12 protein-coding genes and 1 tRNA gene are annotated in these 12,952 nt (G+C 66.2%); 7 read left to right on the plus strand and 6 right to left on the minus strand.

Annotated elements, in window-relative coordinates; all coding sequences use genetic code 11:
• Positions 1-7 precede the first annotated feature (7 nt).
• From BXU08_RS07580 to BXU08_RS07590, 3 genes are read left to right on the plus strand one after another with little or no spacing between them, the layout of a single operon-like run.
• Positions 8-1,624 (plus strand): NAD(P)/FAD-dependent oxidoreductase, encoded by a 1,617-nt coding sequence (locus BXU08_RS07580; protein ID WP_077509504.1) that lies wholly within the window; start codon positions 8-10, stop codon positions 1,622-1,624.
• A 13-nt stretch (positions 1,625-1,637) separates the two neighbouring features.
• Positions 1,638-1,997 carry an RNase H family protein gene (locus tag BXU08_RS07585; RefSeq protein WP_077512139.1) on the plus strand — a complete coding sequence of 120 codons (360 nt, stop codon included), beginning with the start codon at positions 1,638-1,640 and terminating at the stop codon, positions 1,995-1,997.
• Positions 1,994-2,527, plus strand: a complete 534-nt coding sequence (locus tag BXU08_RS07590; RefSeq protein WP_077509505.1) for an rRNA large subunit pseudouridine synthase E — start codon at positions 1,994-1,996, stop codon at positions 2,525-2,527. Before BXU08_RS07585 ends, BXU08_RS07590 begins: the two co-directional genes overlap by 4 nt.
• Before the next feature lie 54 nt (positions 2,528-2,581).
• Here BXU08_RS07590 and lepA read toward each other — a convergent pair whose 3' ends face one another.
• Positions 2,582-4,378, minus strand: a complete 1,797-nt coding sequence (gene lepA / locus BXU08_RS07595) for a translation elongation factor 4 (protein WP_077509506.1) — start codon at positions 4,376-4,378, stop codon at positions 2,582-2,584.
• Between the two features lie 110 nt (positions 4,379-4,488).
• Between lepA and BXU08_RS20310 the strand changes: the two genes are divergently transcribed.
• Together BXU08_RS20310 and BXU08_RS07600 are read left to right on the plus strand one after the other, a co-directional pair.
• Positions 4,489-4,785 carry a hypothetical protein gene (locus BXU08_RS20310; protein ID WP_171982456.1) on the plus strand — a complete coding sequence of 99 codons (297 nt, stop codon included), beginning with the start codon at positions 4,489-4,491 and terminating at the stop codon, positions 4,783-4,785.
• Entirely contained in the window at positions 4,782-6,314 is a 1,533-nt protein-coding gene (locus BXU08_RS07600) for a methyl-accepting chemotaxis protein (protein WP_171982457.1), read from the plus strand. Before BXU08_RS20310 ends, BXU08_RS07600 begins: the two co-directional genes overlap by 4 nt.
• Here BXU08_RS07600 and BXU08_RS07605 read toward each other — a convergent pair.
• Positions 6,311-6,832: an AAA family ATPase gene (locus BXU08_RS07605; protein WP_077509508.1), complete on the minus strand. Its 522-nt coding sequence runs from the start codon at positions 6,830-6,832 to the stop codon at positions 6,311-6,313. The genes BXU08_RS07600 and BXU08_RS07605 overlap by 4 nt on opposite strands.
• A complete protein-coding gene (gene pnuC / locus BXU08_RS07610) occupies positions 6,829-7,383 on the minus strand; it encodes a nicotinamide riboside transporter PnuC (protein ID WP_077509509.1) in 555 nt (184 codons plus the stop codon). Before pnuC ends, BXU08_RS07605 begins: the two co-directional genes overlap by 4 nt.
• A gap of 94 nt (positions 7,384-7,477) precedes the next feature.
• Here pnuC and BXU08_RS07615 point away from each other — a divergent pair, with 94 nt between their 5' ends.
• Together BXU08_RS07615 and BXU08_RS07620 are read left to right on the plus strand one after the other, a co-directional pair.
• A complete protein-coding gene (locus BXU08_RS07615; RefSeq protein WP_077509510.1) occupies positions 7,478-8,779 on the plus strand; it encodes an FAD-dependent oxidoreductase in 1,302 nt (433 codons plus the stop codon).
• 90 nt (positions 8,780-8,869) lie between these two features.
• Positions 8,870-8,946: transfer RNA gene (locus BXU08_RS07620), tRNA-Pro, on the plus strand.
• Between the two features lie 21 nt (positions 8,947-8,967).
• On the opposite strand, the gene BXU08_RS07625 is transcribed toward BXU08_RS07620, so the two are convergent.
• The 3 genes from BXU08_RS07625 to BXU08_RS07635 are packed head-to-tail and all read right to left on the minus strand — an operon-like array spanning position 8,968 to position 12,685.
• Entirely contained in the window at positions 8,968-10,695 is a 1,728-nt protein-coding gene (locus tag BXU08_RS07625; protein ID WP_077509511.1) for a M48 family metalloprotease, read from the minus strand.
• Positions 10,692-11,099, minus strand: coding sequence for a hypothetical protein (locus BXU08_RS07630; RefSeq protein ID WP_077509512.1), 408 nt, complete (start codon positions 11,097-11,099; stop codon positions 10,692-10,694). Before BXU08_RS07630 ends, BXU08_RS07625 begins: the two co-directional genes overlap by 4 nt.
• Entirely contained in the window at positions 11,096-12,685 is a 1,590-nt protein-coding gene (locus BXU08_RS07635; RefSeq protein WP_077509513.1) for a CHASE2 domain-containing protein, read from the minus strand. Before BXU08_RS07635 ends, BXU08_RS07630 begins: the two co-directional genes overlap by 4 nt.
• Positions 12,686-12,952 lie beyond the last annotated feature (267 nt).

Consider the following 12,952-nt stretch of genomic DNA (forward strand, 5'->3'; position numbering starts at 1 on the left):
TGCCAGCATGTTGCGCCTCACCGAACTGACGCTGCCTCTCCATCATCCGGAGGAAGCGCTGCCCGCCGCGGTCTGCAAGCGGCTGCGCATCAGCCCGCGCGAACTGGTCCGCTGCGTCGTCGCGCGGCGCGCCGCGGATGCGCGCGACAAGACCGACATCCGGCTGGTCTATTCGGTCGACGTCAACGTCAAGGATGAGGATGCGGTGCTCACCCGCTTCCGCAAGGACCGCAATGTCCAGCGCACGCCCAACACCCATTACAAGATCGTGCCGCAGACGCTGCCGGGCGGATCACCGCGCCCCGTGGTGATCGGTGCCGGGCCGTGCGGGCTGTTCGCTGGCTTGATCCTCGCACAGATGGGTCTCCGCCCGATCATCCTCGACCGCGGCAAGGTGGTGCGCGAACGGACCAAGGACACTTGGGGCCTGTGGCGGCGCAGCGTGCTCAACCCGGAGAGCAACGTTCAGTTCGGTGAGGGCGGCGCGGGCACCTTTTCCGACGGCAAGCTCTACAGCCGAATCAAGGACAATCGCCACCTCGACCGCAAGGTGCTGACCGAGTTCGTCAAGGCCGGCGCCCCGCCCGAGATACTGACCGAAGCGCATCCGCATATCGGCACCTTCCGGCTCGTCACGATGGTCGAGAGCATGCGCGAGACGATCGAGGGTCTGGGCGGCGAATATCGCTTCTCCACCCGCGTCGACGGGCTCGACGTTGCCGCCGATGCGCAGGGCAAGCGGAAGATCCGCGGGCTGCACCTGAACGGCGGCGGATATCTCGAGGCCGATCATGTCGTGCTGGCGATCGGGCACAGCGCGCGCGATACCTTCGCGATGCTGGTCGAGGCAGGCGTGCATGTCGAGGCCAAGCCCTTTTCGATCGGCGTGCGGATCGAGCATCCGCAATCGTGGATCGACAAGGCCCGGTTCGGTGCCGACGCGGGCAATCCGATCCTGGGCGCGGCCGAATATCACATTTCGCACCACTGCAAGAACGGCCGCACCGTCTACAGCTTCTGCATGTGCCCAGGCGGCACCGTGGTGGCGGCAACCTCTGAGGAGGGACGCGTCGCGACCAACGGCATGAGCCAATATTCGCGCAACGAACGCAACGCCAATTCCGGGTTCGTCGTCGCGATCGACCCGGAGCGCGATTATCCCGGCGATCCGCTCGCCGGGATCGCGCTGCAGCGCCGGCTTGAATCGGCGGCCTTCATTGCGGGCGGATCAGACTATCGGGCGCCCGCGCAGCGCGTCGGCGATTTCCTTGCCATGCAGCCTTCGACCGCGCTGGGCTCGATCATGCCCTCCTATCGGCCGGGGGTGACCCCGACTGACCTAACGCAGTGCCTGCCTAATTTTGTCGTCGAGGCGATGCGCGAGGCGCTGCCGGTCTTCGGGCGGCAGATTCCGGGCTACGATCATCCCGATGTCGTGATGACCGGAGTCGAGACGCGCACGTCCTCGCCGGTGCGCTTCACGCGCGGCGACGATTTCCAGAGCCTCAACACCGCCGGGCTGTTCCCCGCCGGCGAAGGCGCAGGCTATGCCGGCGGCATCCTCTCGGCATCGGTGGACGGGATCAAGGTCGCCGAAGCCGTGGCGCTGAGCCTTGGCCGCTAGCGTGGCGACGCGGGTGAAGATCTATTTCGACGGCGGATGTCGGCCCAATCCGGGCACGATGGAAGTTGCGGTGGTCGCGGCAGGGCAAACCACGATCCTGCGCGACCTGGGGCAAGGAACGAGCAGCGATGCCGAGTGGCTGGCGTTGATCCACGCGCTGACGATCGCCCTGACGCTCGGCACCGATTTCGTGCTGCTCGGCGACTCCGCGGACATCATCGGGAAGGCGAACGGCGCGGTGAAGTGCCGGGATGCCGGCCGCGTATATCTGAAACGCTTCCGCGCGCTGGCCGGGAGCCCGGCGCGTGTCCGTTATATCAAGCGCTCGCAAAACCTCGCGGGGATCGCGCTGGCGCGGTCGCACGTGCGATGACGCTGATCCGCTTCAACAAACCCTACGGCGTGCTCTGCCAGTTCACCGACGAAGGGTCGGGCCGCCCGACGCTGGCGGATTTCGTCGACGTGCCTGGCGTCTATCCCGCCGGACGGCTCGATCTCGACAGCGAGGGGCTGTTGCTGCTCACCGACGACGGCCGGCTGCAGGCGCGGATCGCCGACCCCAAATTCAAGATGCCGAAGACCTATCTGGTGCAGGTCGAAGGCGAACCCGATACAGCGGCGCTGGCGGCGCTGCGATCGGGGGTGCAGCTCAAGGATGGCCCCACGCGCCCCGCCAAAGCCGAGCGTATCGACGCGCCCGACCTGTGGCCGCGCGACCCGCCGGTGCGTTTCCGCAAGACGGTGCCCGATTGCTGGCTGACACTGACGATTCGCGAAGGCCGCAACCGCCAGGTGCGCCGCATGACTGCGGCCGTGGGGCACCCTACCTTGCGGCTGGTGCGCTGGCGGATCGGCGAATGGTCACTCGACGACGTTCCGCCAGGCGAGTGGCGGGAAGCATAGCGGTCGACCCACCCGCGTGGCGCGACCGCTTCCTCCCACGACGGAGGGCTGCGCTCAGCTATCGTCGCCCATCCGAAGCGCGGCAATGAAGGCCTCCTGCGGGATGCTGACGCTGCCGTATTCGCGCATCTTCGCCTTACCCTTCTTCTGCTTTTCCAGCAGCTTGCGCTTGCGGGTTGCGTCGCCGCCATAGCATTTCGCGGTGACGTCCTTGCGCATCGCGCTGATCGTCTCGCGGGCGATCACCTTGCCGCCGATCGCCGCCTGGATCGGGATCTTGAACAGATGCCGCGGGATGAGTTCCTTCAGCCGCTCGACCATGCCGCGTCCGCGCACTTCGGCGGTGGCGCGGTGGACGATCATGCTCAGCGCATCCACCGGCTCCTCGTTGACCAGGATGCCCATCTTCACCAGATCGCCCGGGCGGTGGCCGATCTGTTCGTAGTCGAAGCTGGCATAGCCCTTCGAAAGCGACTTCAGCCGGTCGTAAAAGTCGAACACGACTTCGTTGAGCGGCAGCTCGTAGGTCGCCTGCGCGCGGCCACCGACATAGGTCAGGTTCTTCTGGATGCCGCGCCGTTCCTGGCACAGCTTGAGGATCGAGCCGAGATATTCGTCGGGCACGTAGATCACCGCCTGGATCCACGGCTCCTCGATCTCCTCGATCTTGCTGGGATCGGGCATATCAGCCGGGTTGTGCAGCTCGATCTCGCCACCATTGTGGGTGAGCTTGATCTTGTAGACCACCGAAGGCGCGGTGGTGATCAGATCGAGATCATATTCGCGTGTCAGACGCTCCTGGATGATCTCGAGATGGAGGAGCCCGAGGAACCCGCAACGGAAGCCGAAACCGAGTGCCGCGCTGGTTTCCATCTCGAAGCTGAACGACGCATCGTTGAGCCGCAGCTTGGAGATGCTCTCGCGCAGCTTCTCGAAATCGGCGGCATCGACCGGGAACAGCCCGCAGAACACCACCGGCTGGACTTCCTTGAAGCCTTCCAGCGCCTGCGCGGTCGGCCGCTTGGCGTCGGTGAGCGTGTCGCCGACGCGCGCCTGCGCGACTTCCTTGATCTGCGCGGTGATGAAGCCGATTTCGCCGGGGCCGAGGTCCGGCAGTTGCTCGATCTTGGGGCGGAACGCGCCGACACGGTCGATCAGATGCGTCGTGCCCGCGGCCATGAACTTGATCTGCTGGCCCTTTTTGATCGTCCCGTCGATCACCCGGACGAGGATGACCACGCCGAGATACGGATCGTACCAGCTGTCGACGAGCATCGCCTTGAGCGGGGCATCGGCGTCGCCCTTAGGCGCCGGGATACGCTCGACGATCGCGTCGAGGATTTCCTCGATACCGATGCCGGACTTGGCGCTGGCCAGCACTGCGTTCGAGGCGTCGATGCCGATGATCTCCTCGATCTCGTGCCGCACCTTTTCAGGCTCGGCGCTGGGGAGATCGATCTTGTTGATCACCGGAATGATCTCGTGATCGTGTTCGATCGACTGATAGACGTTGGCGAGGGTCTGCGCCTCGACGCCCTGCGCCGCGTCGACCACGAGCAGCGCGCCTTCGCACGCAGCGAGGCTGCGGCTGACTTCATAGGCGAAGTCGACATGCCCTGGCGTGTCCATGAGGTTAAGGATGTGACCCTTCCAGTCGAGGCGCACGGTCTGCGCCTTGATGGTGATGCCGCGCTCCTTCTCGATATCCATATTGTCGAGCACCTGGCTCGACATCTCGCGCTCGGTGAGTCCCCCGGTGCGCTGGATCAACCGATCGGCGAGAGTCGACTTGCCGTGATCGATATGCGCGATGATCGAGAAGTTGCGGATCTTGGATAGTTCGGTGGCCATGATCGCGCGGCGTTAGCAGGGGCAGCGCGCGATGCGAAGAGGGCGCGAGCGGGAAGTGCGGAAGCAGGGCTTAACGCGATCTTCACCGTGCACGCGACAAGGCACCCGCAATGTCGCGCACTTTTTCCGGATTGCCCCTCCAGCTGCTTGGTGCGAGCACGGCCCTGTCCGCCATCGCCTTCGCGCCGCCAGCCGAGGGTGAATTGCTGCTGGTGCCGCTCGCGGGCCAGAATGCCGATAGCGCCACCGTATGGGCAACCGCGCTGGGTGCGCGAATCGTGGGACGCGGGCCGCTGCCCGGATCGCTCACGGTACAGGGAAAAACTGCGACGCTGGCTGCCGCCGCACTGCGCCATGCCACGCTGATCGTCGCGGCCCCACCCGCCGCGTGCGGAGCCGGCCGATGAACCAGGATTCGATCTTCGCTCCATTCCGTGCAGGTGGCGTGCGTGCGCTGCTCGCGCTGCTATGGCTCAACTGGCTGATGCTGACTCCGGTCGCGCTGATGCTGGGCAGCGCCAATCTCGCCATCTCGCTGATCGCCGGCCTTGCCGTGCTGATCGTGCCAAGCATCAACTTCCGCCGCGGCTCGCACGACGCCGCGGCGCGCTGCGCACTCGGCATCGCCGCATCCGTCTTCCCCGCGTTGTTCGTCGCGCTGTCGGCGGGCCGTCCGTGGCAGATGGACCTGCACATGTATTTCTTCGTCAGCATGTCGATGTTGCTGCTGCTGTGCGACTGGCGCCCGATGGTCGCCTTCGCCGCGATCACCGCAGCGCATCACCTGATCTTCTCGTGGGCGCTGCCCGAATGGGTGTTCCCGGGATCGGGCTCGATCGGCCGCGTGCTGCTCCATGGCGGGCTGGTGGTCGGCGAGGCCGCGATCCTGATCTTCACGACCGAGCGCATCCAGCACCTGATCCTGCGCAGCCACAAGGCCCGCGAAATCGCCGATTCCGCACGGCGCGAGGCCGAGACGGCACGGCAGGAAGCGCAGACCGCGCTCCATGACCTGCGGGGCGCACAAGCACTCAGCCAGCAGCGGCTGCACGAGCGCAAGGCCGCGGAACGCGCGCTGGCCGAATCGCTCGACGGCCGCCGCGCCGCAATCTCGGCGGACATCGAGGAGCGGGTGCGCGCTCTGGCGACCGAACTCCGCGCCGCCGCCGCTACGCTTTCGGGGCAGGAGAACGCGCTCGACGGCATCGCCCGCCGCCTGTCCAACGAATATGCCCATCTGCGCGTCGCCAGCGACAAGTCGCTGACCCATGCCTCGCTCGTCGCCGCCGGCGCGACGCAACTGAGCCAGGCAGCCTATCAGGCGGGCGACAATGCCGAGCGCGCCAACGCGCTCGTCAATGAGACCAGCTTGACCGTCGAGGCGCTCGAACCCCGCATGATCGAGCTGACTCGCCAGATCGACGGCGCGCGCAGCATCCTCGACCTCGTCTCGGAGATCGCCGCGCAGAGCAATCTGCTCGCCCTCAACGCCACGATCGAGGCCGCGCGCAGCGGCGAAGCCGGGCTCGGCTTCGGTGTGGTCGCGCACGAAATGAAGCAAATGGCCGCGCGCACCGCATCGGCGACCAGCCAGATCGCCGAAAAGCTCGACCTGATCGGCACGGCGGCGCGCACCTTCGGCGACATCGTCTCGGGCACCACGTCGCGGATGGGCGCGGCGAGCGGATCGGCGCGGGCCGTATCGGCAGCGGTCGACGAACAGCGTCGCGCGATCGAGGCGATCTCGGAAGCGATCGACGCGGTGATGGCGGATGTCAGCGACACCGATGCGCGCAGCCGGATCATCGGCGATGCAGTCGATCAGAACCGCGATCTCGCGGCGCACGCGTCCGAGCTGGCACGGCTGCTCGACGACCGCGCCAAGGCGCTCAGCGAGAATATGGAGCGGCTGCTCGGCGACCTTCGCGCGGCCTAGTCCGCCCCCGCCGCCTCGATCGCGGCGACCGCGGCTTCGAACCGCGCGTCGCCCTGCCCCGATATCAGCGCCCAGCGCACGCCGCGACGCTCGAGCTCGGCCTTCGACAGATCGAAGAAGCGCTGGCGCAGCTGGGCGGTGCCGAAGATGCGCGTGCCGTCCGCCACCCAGGGCAAGTCGATATCGAACAGCAGATAGAAGTCGGCGGTGCCCGTCCAGGCATCGAACCACGGATCGCGCTTGCCGAACAACATGTCGGCCCACACTGCGGTCATCAGCGGATCGGTGTCGAGGATCAGTGGATCCGCGCCCTCGGCAAGCATCATCCTGGTGCCTGCGTCATGATTCTGCGCGATCTCGATCAGATCGCGCATCGTGAACATGATCCCGTGGGTCTCGGCATAATCGCGACCATATTCGTCGAGCACCTCGCCGCCGAAATGCTCGGCGAGGCGCTTGGCGATCGTGGTCTTGCCCACGCTCTCGGGGCCGTGGAGGCAGATGGTACGCGGATTCATGCTTTGGCTTTGGTCCAATGGATCAGGCCCCAGACGGACAGGGCAAGGAATATGAGATAGAGCCCGGCGGTGAGCCAGAGCCCCTTTATGGCGAACAATGGCACCGCGGCTAGATCGACGGCGATCCACAGCACCCAGCTTTCCCAGCGGCGCCGCGACTGGAGGATCTGCGCAGCGATGCTGGTCATCGCAATGCTGCCGTCCCACCACGGAAACGCAGCATCGGTGTAGCGATGCATCAGCGCACCCCATGCCACCGATGCGGCAACCACGCCCGCGAGCCACCCGAGCCGTGCTGCATGCCCGAGTTGCTCCACCCGGACTTCGCCGGTCTCGGCGCGGGCGCGCGCCCAGTTCCACCAGCCATAGAGGTTCACAGCGATGAAGAAGAACTGGAGCAGCGCATCGCTGTAGAGCTTCTCGTGAAAGAATATCCACGCGTAGAGCGACACCATTACGAGGGCGAACGGGTAGTTCCACATGCTCCGCCGGGCCACCAGCGTCACGTTGATCAGCCCGAACAGGGTGGCGGCGGCTTCGATCGGGCTCACCCGCAGACGCCTAGCAGCAACATTGCACAGGGGTCGAGTGGCTTGCCCTGCGGAATTGTCGCGCTACGCTGTCCCAAAATGCGAGAGGACAGCAATGCGCCATGTCGCGGTGATCGGTTCAGGCCCAGCCGGCTATTATACGGCGGAGGCATGTCAGAAGGTTTTCGGCGAAGGCGTTCGCGTCGATATCATCGATCGGCTGCCGGTCCCGTTCGGGCTGATCCGCACCGGCGTCGCGCCCGATCATCAGTCGATCAAGGGCGTGTCGCGGCGCTACGCCGCCGTCGCTCTGACCGACACGGTCCGCTTCGTGGGCAACGTCACGATCGGCCAGGACGTGTCGATCGACGAGCTTCGCACCCTGTACGACGCCGTTGTGCTTGCCACCGGCGCCCCGCATGACCGCGCGCTCGACGTGCCTGGGGCGACGCTGCCCGGCGTAGTGGGATCGGCCGCATTCGTCGGCTGGTATAATGGCCATCCCGATTATGCCGAGCTTGCTCCGCCGCTGGACGGCCCCGGCGCCGTGGTGATCGGCAACGGCAATGTCGCGATCGACGTGGCGCGGATCCTCGCCAAGTCCGAGGCGGAATTCGGCGCGTCGGACATCGTTGGCCATGCGCTGACTGCGCTGCAGGACGCGCATATCGACACGATCACTATCCTGGGCCGCCGCGGGCCGCACCAGATCGCGATGACGCCCAAGGAACTCGGCGAACTCGGCGAACTCGAGCGCGCGGTGCCGATCGTCGATCCCGGCGACCTGCCGCGCACGGAATTCGATGCCGCGCTCGATCCCGGTCAGCGCAAGTCGGTCACGCATTTGCGCAACTTTGCGGTAGCCCAAGGCTCGGACAAGCCGATCCGGATCGTCTTCGATTTCTTCGCGATGCCCGTCGCGATCGAGGGCGACGGCAAGGTCGAGCGCGTCGTCGTCGAGCGGACCGCGCTCGACTCTGACGGCAATGCCAGCGGCACTGGCGAACGCTACGAGTTGCCCGCCAGCCTGGTGGTCAGTTGTATCGGCTATCGCACCCCGCCGATCGAAGGCGTGCCCTATGACGACCGCTCGGGACGCTTCGCCAACGAGGACGGGCGCGTGCTGCCGGGTCTATACGCCGTCGGCTGGGCCCGCCGCGGCCCGACCGGGACGATCGGCACCAACCGTCCCGACGGCTTCGCGATCGCCGAGAAGATCGCCGCCGACCTGGGCGAAGGTTCGGACAAGCAGGGCCGCGCCGGGCTCGACGCACTGCTCGCCGGCCGCGGCGTCGATGTCGTGACTTTCCGCGACTGGCAGAAGATCGAGGCTGCCGAAATCGCGGCGGCGCGGACGGGCGCGCCGCGCGAGAAATTCACCAGCGTCGAGGCGATGCTGGCCGCCAAAAATCCCTGATCGCGGACGCTTGCGCGACTCGATTCGCGTGGCTATAGGCCCCGCTCCAGCATCGGTTCGCCCACTCGCGGCGCCGGACCGATACTCCGTCGGGGAGTAGCTCAGCCTGGTAGAGCACTGTCTTCGGGAGGCAGGGGCCGGAGGTTCGAATCCTCTCTTCCCGACCATTTTCGCATCACCAGCGCAGCTTATGTAGTTGCGTTTTGGGTCTGGAGCGAAGCCCAGCCGTTTCGGCACGCGTTCTTGAACTCCTGGATCGCCTTGACCTGACAGGTCTGCGCGGTTTTCTGCGCGCCCGGCATGTCCCCGCTCACGGCGCGGATCATCATGTCGTCGGGATACAGCGCGCCCTCGGGAAAGCGCTGGAGTCCTGCCGATGTGGTGAACAACGCCGCCTCGATCCGGCCCATCGATGCCTGGGTGTGCGCGACGCGGCGATACGTCTCGGATGTCGCCTCTGGGTCCTGAAGCCCCTGAGCCAGGAGCGGCTCCGCATCGTCGGTATAACCTGCGACGGCATAGGCCATGCCGCAGGCGAGCGCGAGGCGCTGGAGCGTTGGGCGTATCGGGCACAGGCCGGCAGCCTGCTCGCCCTGGCCGTCGGCGATCAGATCGCGGACATGGTTGGCGAGTATCGCCTGCGCCACAGGTCCCGGCGAAGCTAGGAAGCGCTGCCAGCTGTTGAGCGGCGTCGCGGCTACGGCGGCCAGCACCTTCGGCGCCCGTCCCCGGCCCCGTTTGGGCGCGGGCGTGGGCGCTGCGGCAACCGCGACGGGCGGTGCCGGCGGGTTGAACAGCAAGTCGGATTCGTTTGTGGCAGAGGCGAGGCGCAGCGCCTGATCCCTGGCCTTGACGTATTCCGCGGCGACTTCGGCGCGCTTGTCCGGGCGGCGGTGATAATGCGCCTTGGTGCCTTCCTGCGCCCAGCCTGAAAAGGCGCCGCCGATCGCGCCGATCAGCACGCTGGCGGTGTCGCCCTCGCTGACCAGTCCCTGGAACAGGCCGTGCGTGCCGGCCCCCTTCAGGATCGCGCCCATCGCGGTGGTGCGCATGTTGTTCTTGCGCAGGATGCGATCGACGCTGTCGAGGAACTGCGGGCCTTGGTGGATGTCGAACCCGGCCTTGTGCATCAATATCAGCGCGAACGCGTCGGCCTCTTCCTCATCCTCCTTGGCCCAGGACGGCGCAACGAGGCCGTTGGCGAATTCGCTCAGGTTGAGCCCGGTGCCGAGCGCGACGAAGAAGACGTTGCGCGACTTGTTGTTCGCCTCCATCTCCCAGCTGTTGCCCTTTTTCTTCCAGTCGCTGAACACCGCCAGGCCGATCAGCGACGCGCCGACGCCAAGCGTCAGAAGATCCTTTTTGAGCTTGTCGCTCTTGCCGAACCGCTTGCGGTGATCGGCGATCGTGACATGCGCGAGTTCGTGCGCGAGCAGGAATGCCAGTTGATCGCGGCCGCGATCTCCCGCAGCGACGAGCTGGTCGAATACTCCGCGAGTGCACAATATCGCCGCCCCGGTGGCCAGCGTCGAGCAATTGATGTCGTCGCCGTCGATCACATAGAAGGACAGCGCCGAAGGAATGTTCGGCATCTTGGCAATCAATTCCCGAAGGATATCGATTGCCGCGGTTTCCATGAGCGGGTCGCGAATGATGTCGAATTCAACAAGCTGCTCGGGCGTGAGCGGCTTGAGCGGATCCGAGGCGAATTCGACCTCGCCGGCATCGAGCTTTTGCTCGAACGACATGTTCTTGACCCGCTTCTGGCGATCCTTTTCCTCCTTCTTGCGTGCCTTTTCGGCGGCGCGGGAGTCCTGTCCGGTCTCGAACGCCGCTGTGCGCGGCGCCGGCACCGCGGAGGCGGGTGCCAGCAAGAGCGAAAGTGCGGCGAGCGCGCTGATTGTCGCCTGGATCATCGCTTGCCCTTTCGTGCGGGCTTGCGAGCAGGCGCAGCGGCGGGCGTCGGCTTGGTGTCGGGGCAAGAAAGCCGCGCGAGCCCGTTCATGGTCCGCGCACTCGACCGGCTTTCCAGATCCCCGCCACTGCGGGTACAGGGCGGCCCTTCGATGGCATCGCGTGTGACGACCTGATAGCGGTCCGCGCGCAGCTGCCGGCCCTTGTAGTTGACGAGCATCATTGTCGCCGAGCAGCGGATGATCGGCAGCGGCTCGGCAAGACTGTTGTCCTTGACCTTGAGGTCCACGACCTTGGCGCCCGTGTTATCGTACAGCGACACGATGGAGCCGGTGCCGCTCACCACTGCACCCCCGCAATCGAGTTCTGCTCCGGCAAGGCCGAGCAGCAGCAACAACGGCGTCATGTCGCATTCTCCGGTTGATCGTCGAGGGGGGCTGCCGCGCGGAAGGCGAGCCAGCGGTGAAGTTGAAGCGCCCCCAGCACGAGCGCGGCGAGCGGCAGCAGCAGGAGCAGATACGGGGCGATGAGCGCGATTCCCGCAACTCCCAGCACGGCAAGCAGCGCTATCGCACTGCGGCGCCCGGAAAAGGGCTGGAGCGCGTGGTGGAAGTCTGGGCCGGAGAGGATGCCGGCAACCACCGTCGACAAGCCCGCGAGCGTGAGCGCCACGGAGATCGGCCAGGCGAACGCCACGACGCAGAGCATCGCCACCGCGACCAGCATGACTGATCCTGCGAACGCCACCGCGGCGGTGCGCAGCGCGATCTCACGGTGCGTCGCCCGCGTGCGGCACAGGTGCGCCGCGGCGCGTGACAGCAGCCAGGGCAGGACGAGCAGCGCGAACAGCTTGAGCAACTCGTCGAGGCCGATCTTCGGTCCGTCGGCAAAGTCTTCCGGCCAGCGCGGATAGGCGCCGCCCCAGCTGAGCAGATTATCCAGCGCCATTGCATGGATCGCGACGCCGGGCAGCTTGCCGACACCGGGCACGACATGATCGTCACCCATGCCGGCGCCCGCCCCGATCATCACCACCCGCCCCTCGAGCATAGCAGCGAGTTCGCCGAACTGGTTCTGCGCGAGCAGCATCCACGATACAGGAATAACGAGATGGTGGGTGCAGGGCGGCTCCGCGTCCCTGCCAAGCAATTCGCGCCGCAAGGTGGCGAGCATGGTGCGGGTTCGGCACCCGACGCCCTCTGCCGAGCCGGAGAAGCGCCATTGCTCCGCGGGGTAGCTGCCGCCGAAGCGCAATACCATCGGCCGCGCGTCACCGCGCTCGATGCGTTGCAACAGCCCGGATGCGCAGCCCGGCAGCGGCGCCGTGCCGGCGCAGACGAGCCGATAGAGCGACGCCGCCGCAATATCGCGGTCATCGCTGCGCAGCGAATAGTCGCCGGGATGGTCCGCGTTCCAACTGACCCCAGCCTCGATCGCAACCCGCTTCAGCGAGGAAAGATCAGCGCGGCTGCCGATCGGGCCCGTGACCACCGGGATTCCGGCACTGCGCGCCGCGGCGATCGCCTCCACCAACGCATCATGGCCGCCCGAAGCCGGCACGCTCGCATCCGGTTCTGCGAAGAGATCCTCGGCGCTGTCGCGCGGCGGGCGGGCGGGATTGCGGAACTCGCTATCGATGAAGATCGCCCGCGCACGCGCCGCGATGAGCACCCGCACGATCTGGGCCTGGACTTGCGAGGAGAGCGGGAAGCCTAGCTCCAGGCTCGGATGGTCGAGATCTGCGGCCCCCACTTGTATCAGCGCGATATGGCGCGCCGCCGCGTCGGGATAGCGCCCGGCGAACAATCGCTGCGCAACCGAATCGGTCATCGATTCGACACGCGAGTCGAGACCGAACGGGTCGAAGCAGGCGACCCACAGCACGCTCATCGCCCAGACCAGCCACAGCGCGCGGCCAAGCGGGGTCGCGGCGAGGTCCGCCGCGATCTTCCGGCGATTTCCGCCGCGCTTCGATTGCTGTCCCCCGGCCATTCGTGTCCGCCCCAAACACCGAATATGGACAACCTATCTTCGACTCCGTGAAGTTTTCAAGCCGAAGTGGATCGAGTTGGGACAGTATCGCGCAAATAATGCGCAACGCTCTTGTTGTGACGCGGCGATGACGCGGAGGCTTGCCAAGCTGCCGGCCGCCAGAACATTCGCAACCTCGAATAGAACGCCGCATCCGCGAACGGAAAATGGCGTCGGCCGCGCATTGCTGTCGGGCAACGGATAGGTCTACATCCTGCCGCACCTCGT

Source organism: Sphingomonas sp. LM7 (genome assembly GCF_002002925.1).
Classification (GTDB): Bacteria; Pseudomonadota; Alphaproteobacteria; order Sphingomonadales; family Sphingomonadaceae; genus Sphingomonas.

Excerpts from the sequence above, each read along its gene's own strand:
- BXU08_RS07615 (WP_077509510.1), top strand. The coding sequence starts at position 7,478 with ATGCGCCATGTCGCGGTGATCGGTTCAGGCCCAGCCGGCTATTATACG.
- lepA (WP_077509506.1), bottom strand. The coding sequence starts at position 4,378 with ATGGCCACCGAACTATCCAAGATCCGCAACTTCTCGATCATCGCGCAT.
- BXU08_RS20310 (WP_171982456.1), top strand. The coding sequence starts at position 4,489 with ATGTCGCGCACTTTTTCCGGATTGCCCCTCCAGCTGCTTGGTGCGAGC.
- BXU08_RS07605 (WP_077509508.1), bottom strand. The coding sequence starts at position 6,832 with ATGAATCCGCGTACCATCTGCCTCCACGGCCCCGAGAGCGTGGGCAAG.
- BXU08_RS07580 (WP_077509504.1), top strand. The coding sequence starts at position 8 with ATGTTGCGCCTCACCGAACTGACGCTGCCTCTCCATCATCCGGAGGAA.
- BXU08_RS07635 (WP_077509513.1), bottom strand. The coding sequence starts at position 12,685 with ATGGCCGGGGGACAGCAATCGAAGCGCGGCGGAAATCGCCGGAAGATC.
- BXU08_RS07625 (WP_077509511.1), bottom strand. The coding sequence starts at position 10,695 with ATGATCCAGGCGACAATCAGCGCGCTCGCCGCACTTTCGCTCTTGCTG.
- BXU08_RS07630 (WP_077509512.1), bottom strand. The coding sequence starts at position 11,099 with ATGACGCCGTTGTTGCTGCTGCTCGGCCTTGCCGGAGCAGAACTCGAT.
- BXU08_RS07600 (WP_171982457.1), top strand. The coding sequence starts at position 4,782 with ATGAACCAGGATTCGATCTTCGCTCCATTCCGTGCAGGTGGCGTGCGT.
- BXU08_RS07590 (WP_077509505.1), top strand. The coding sequence starts at position 1,994 with ATGACGCTGATCCGCTTCAACAAACCCTACGGCGTGCTCTGCCAGTTC.